The sequence below is a fragment of the Actinacidiphila oryziradicis genome (assembly GCF_005047355.1).
Classification (GTDB): domain Bacteria; phylum Actinomycetota; class Actinomycetes; order Streptomycetales; family Streptomycetaceae; genus Actinacidiphila; species Actinacidiphila oryziradicis.
Genome location: NZ_SUMC01000235.1, coordinates 1 through 4,718 on the forward strand (window position 1 = coordinate 1; position 4,718 = coordinate 4,718).

Below are 4,718 nucleotides of genomic sequence, written 5' to 3' on the forward strand. Positions count from 1 at the left end.
CGCGTGCCGGCCACAGCCCGATCCCCCGTATGGGGTCGTCACGCCACTTGTCGACGGGCCGGATGTACTCGAGCATCCGGGGAACGGACAATCGGCGCGTCCGTGCGGCCCAGCACCACGCGCGATATCGCGGACTGTGGCCGAAGCTGATGCCATGGAGATGCACACAACCGACGGGCTCCCCATCCCGGACCACAGGCCCCTCGCGAAGGCGTGGCTCGTGTGGGACGAGGTGGCGGGCGGGGAGACGGCTAGTGTCTTCGCCGGCCTCAAGCAGAAGGCGGCGGACCAGGGAGCCGACGCGATCGTTGGCGTTCGGCTCATCGTCAGTGCATCCGACGGTTACCTGAAATGGGTGGCATACGGCACCGCCTTGAGGCATTCGGGGGTCTGACGGCGATGCCCCGTTGCCCCCGGCGCAGCACTCTGACTCCTGATAGCGCAGCCTGGCCGATGCGGTGATGTCCTGCCAGCTGCTGGCCGAGCTGGAGGGCGCCAGCGACCACCACGGCCTGGTCGCGGTTCTGGGTACCGACGTGATCGACAACGCCGGGCCGTCCTGACCGCGCCGACGCGGGGTCGGGCGGCACCGTCGAGGATTCGGTCTGATCAGGACACGGCAGTGGTGGCCGCACAGCGGCGAGTCGAGCGCAGCCGGGCAGAGCATCCGTGGTTACAGTCCGTGTATGCCGAAGGAGCCCTGGCGGCGGGGAACGGCGCGCCCTGCGTGCCTCTCGCCGACCCCACCTCCTCCTCGGTTCCGTCGGCGGGCGCACAGCGCCAACCGCCCGTGAACACCGGCGCGATGCGGAAAGCACTGATGACGATGGTTGTACGCGCCCCGGGGTGGTCGGGCGGTGAGGGTGCATGGCGGTGAGCGGGCCGAAGGCGCGAGGGAGAGAACGGGCGGCGCAGCGGGGCGAGCGTGTTGTGGGCGCCCTCGACCAGCGGCTGCCGCTGCTGGACGGCGCCAAGGGGTTGGTCCGCAAGGTTTTTCCGGACCATTGGTCGTTCCTGTTGGGCGAACTGGCCCTCTACAGCCTGCTGGTGCTGGTGTTGACCGGCGTGTATCTCACGCTGTTCTTCAACCCGGGCATGGGCGAGATCGTCTATCACGGCTCCTATCTGCCGTTGCGCGGGGTGCGGATGACCCAGGCGTACGCCTCGACTCTGGATATCAGCTTCGGTGTCCGCGGCGGCCTGATGATCCGGCAGATCCACCACTGGGCGGCGTTGGTCTTCGTTGCCGCGATCGCCGTGCATATGATGCGCATCTTCTTCACCGGCGCCTTCCGCCGACCGCGGGAGGCGAACTGGATGCTGGGTGTGACCCTCTTCGTACTCGCCATGCTGGAGGGATTCTGCGGCTATTCCCTCCCGGACGACCTGATCTCCGGCACGGGCCTGCGGATCGCCGAGGGCATCATGCTCTCCATCCCGCTCGTGGGAACCTATGTCACCTACTTCGCCTTCGGTGGCGAGTATCCCGGCCACGAGATCATTCCGCGGCTGTACGGGTTTCACATCCTGCTCGTGCCCGGTTTGCTGCTGGCGCTGGTCGGGGCGCACCTGACCCTGGTCTTCTCCCTGAAGCACACGCACTGGGCCGGGCGGGGGAAGACCAACCGCAACGTCGCCGGCATGCCTGCACTCCCGCAGTTTGTGACTCGCACCGGTGGCCTGTTCTTCGCCGTGTCCGGTGTGCTGACGCTGCTCGGCGGCCTTGCCCAGATCAACCCGGTCTGGGACTACGGCCCCTACCGCCCCGACCAGGCCTCTACGGGCTCCCAACCGGACTGGTACATCGGCTTCCTGGAAGGCGCGCTGCGGCTGATGCCCGCCGTGGAGACCCGGGCCCTTGGCCACACCATTGCCTGGAATCCGCTGGTACCCGCGGTGGTGCTGCCGGGAGTGATGTTCGGGGTCTTGTACGTGTACCCGTATCTGGAGCGGTGGGTCACCGCCGGCCGGGGCGAGCATCACCTGTGCGACCGGCCGCGCAACCAGGCCGCCCGCACCGGACTCGGCGTGGCCGGCATCGTCTTCTACGCGGTGCTGCTGGCGGCCGGCGGCGATGATGTCATCGCCTACTCCTTCGGCATCTCCGTCGACGCTCTCGTCTGGGTACTGCGTATCGCAGTGTTCGTCCTTCCGCCGCTGTGCTTCGCCGTGACCAAGCGGGCCTGCCTGGCGCTGCAGGCACGGGACCGTGAACGGCTGCTGGAGGGCGAGGAGACAGGGGACGTCGATCAGACGGTCGCAGGCGGGTACACCGAGGGGCACCGCCCGCTGCCGGCCGCCGAGCGCTACGTCCTGCTCGTGCGTGACCTGCCGGAACCGCTCGGTGCCCTGCCGCAGGGCCCGCCTCCGGCGGCCGGGGCAACCGCCGCTGCAAAGGCTCGGCTGCACCAGCAGGGGCAGCGCCTGCGCGCGGCACTCAGCAACTGGTTCCACCAGGACCGGGTGGACCTGCCCGCCACCGATGAGCAGCGCAGGCAGATCGCCGCCGCCGCCGCACCGCCGGCCCGCCAAGAGGAACTGGGCGGTCCGGCGACAGCCGCGGCCACCCAGCGCGCCAAGACCACTGGGGAGGGCTCGTGACGGCCGTGGAGGCGAAGCCGACCGGCACCGAGGCGCGCATCGGGCACGGCCGTGCCCTGCTGCGCTGGGTCACCTCCACCGACCACAAGGTCATCGGGAACCTCTACCTGGTGACGGCCTTCGGATTCTTCCTGTTCGGCGGCATCCTGGCGATGCTGATGCGTGCCGAACTGGCGCGACCGGGCCTTCAGTTCTTCAGCAACGGCCAGTACAACCAGATGTTCACCATGCACGGCACGATCATGCTGCTGTTGTTCGCCACACCCACCTTCGTCGGCTTCGCCAACGCGATCATGCCGCTGCAGATCGGCGCGCCCGATGTCGCCTTCCCCCGCCTGAACGCGCTCACCTACTGGGTATTCCTGTTCGGCGGCCTGATGGTGCTCAGCGGCTTCCTCACGCCGCAGGGCGCGGCCTCCTTCGGCTGGTTCGCTTACGCGCCGCTCAACGGGCCGGTGCACTCGCCCGGCGCCGGAGGGGATCTGTGGACGATGGGCCTGGTGGTGGCCGGCCTGGGCACCATCCTGGGAGCGGTCAACTTCATCACCACCATTACCTGCCTGCGCGCGCCGGGGATGACCCTGTTCCGGATGCCGATCTTCACCTGGAACGTGCTGTTCACCTCGATCATGGTGCTGCTGGCCTTCCCGGTGCTGACCGCGGCGCTGCTCGCCCTGGAGGCCGACCGGAAGTTCGGCGCGCACGTCTTCGACGCGGCCAACGGCGGCGCGATCTTGTGGCAGCACCTGTTCTGGTTCTTCGGCCACCCCGAGGTGTACATCGTGGCGCTGCCGTTCTTCGGCATCGTCAGCGAGATCATCCCGGTCTTCAGCCGCAAGCCCATCTTCGGGTACGTCCCGCTGGTCGGCGCGACCATGGGCATCACGGCGCTGTCGATGACGGTGTGGGCGCACCACATGTTCGCCACCGGCGCCGTGCTGCTGCCGTTCTTCTCGCTGCTGTCCTTCCTGATCGCGGTGCCCACCGGCGTGAAATTCTTCAACTGGATCGGCACGATGATCAACGGCTCGCTGTCGTTCGAGACGCCGATGCTGTGGAGCATCGGATTTCTCGTCACCTTCCTGTTGGGTGGCCTGACCGGGGTACTTCTCGCATCGCCGCCGCTCGACTTCCATGTCACCGACAGCTATTTCGTAGTCGCCCACATGCATTACGTGCTGTTCGGCACCGTCGTCTTCGCCATGTTCGGGGGCTTCTACTTCTGGTGGCCCAAGATCACCGGTCGGATGCTGGACGAGCGCCTGGGGAAGGTCCACTTCTGGATGCTCTTCGTCGGCTTCCAGACCACCTTCCTGGTCCAGCACTGGCTGGGCGAAGCCGGTATGCCCCGCCGCTACGCCGACTACCTCCCCTCGGAGGGGTTCACCACCCTCAACAGCGTGTCCTCGATCGGCGCCTTCGTCCTGGGGGCCTCGACACTGGTCTTCCTGTACAACGCGTGGTGGACCGCGCACCACGGGCGCCGGGTGGAGGAGGACGACCCGTGGGGATTCGGACGGTCCCTGGAGTGGGCCACCTCCTGCCCCCCGCCGAAGCACAACTTCCATGCTCTGCCCAGGATCCGCTCCGAGTCTCCGGCCTTCGACCTGCACCATCCCGAGATCCGGCCCGCGGGCGCCCCGCCGCGGCCTCCGTCGAGCATCCCACCCGGCCCCTCGCAGACGGGGGAAGAAGCGCCGTGAAGGGCGAAGCGTGGCTGTTCGCGGGGACGGCGCTATTCTTCGCCGCCACCACCGGCATCTACTGGACCTTCTCCCGGGAACCGGCAGGGACCGCCGCCCTGACGGTCGCGTTCCTGATGTCATCGCTGGTCGCGTTCTTCTTCTACATCCAGTACCGCAAACGAGGACTGCGCGCCCAGGACCGGCGCGATGCCGGCATCGCGGAGACCGCCGGCCGCCTTGCCTTCTTCCCCCCGCGCAGCGGCTGGCCGGCGACCATTGCCGTCGGCGTCACGCTGCTGGCCCTGGGCGTGGTCTTCGGACTGTGGCTCTTCCTCATCGGCTGCGCACTGCTGGCCGGCGCCGTCTTCGGCTTCGTCTTCCAGCACTCCGACCGCTGACCCCACCCTGCCCCACCCGCGCCCCTTGTGGGGG

4 protein-coding genes are annotated in these 4,718 nt (G+C 68.2%); all 4 read left to right on the forward strand.

Annotated features, from left to right (window positions below):
• The first annotated feature begins 154 nt into the window (after positions 1–154).
• The 4 genes from FCI23_RS54080 (at position 155) to ctaF (ending at position 4,684) form a co-directional block, all read left to right on the forward strand.
• Positions 155–394 (forward strand): heavy metal-binding domain-containing protein, encoded by a 240-nt coding sequence (locus FCI23_RS54080; RefSeq protein ID WP_136731541.1) that lies wholly within the window; start codon positions 155–157, stop codon positions 392–394.
• A 473-nt stretch (positions 395–867) separates the two neighbouring features.
• Complete coding sequence (qcrB, locus tag FCI23_RS54085) at positions 868–2,601, forward strand: cytochrome bc1 complex cytochrome b subunit (RefSeq protein ID WP_136731542.1); 1,734 nt, start codon at positions 868–870, stop codon at positions 2,599–2,601.
• 38 nt (positions 2,602–2,639) lie between these two features.
• Entirely contained in the window at positions 2,640–4,304 is a 1,665-nt protein-coding gene (ctaD, locus tag FCI23_RS54090; RefSeq protein ID WP_456318883.1) for an aa3-type cytochrome oxidase subunit I, read from the forward strand.
• Positions 4,301–4,684 (forward strand): aa3-type cytochrome oxidase subunit IV, encoded by a 384-nt coding sequence (gene ctaF / locus FCI23_RS54095; RefSeq protein ID WP_136731544.1) that lies wholly within the window; start codon positions 4,301–4,303, stop codon positions 4,682–4,684. The genes ctaD and ctaF overlap by 4 nt, the downstream gene beginning before the upstream one ends.
• Positions 4,685–4,718: the final 34 nt, after the last annotated feature.

What these genes read in the sequence shown, in the direction of transcription:
- FCI23_RS54080 (WP_136731541.1), top strand. Translation starts at nt 155, where the DNA reads ATGGAGATGCACACAACCGACGGGCTCCCCATCCCGGACCACAGGCCC.
- qcrB (WP_136731542.1), top strand. Translation starts at nt 868, where the DNA reads ATGGCGGTGAGCGGGCCGAAGGCGCGAGGGAGAGAACGGGCGGCGCAG.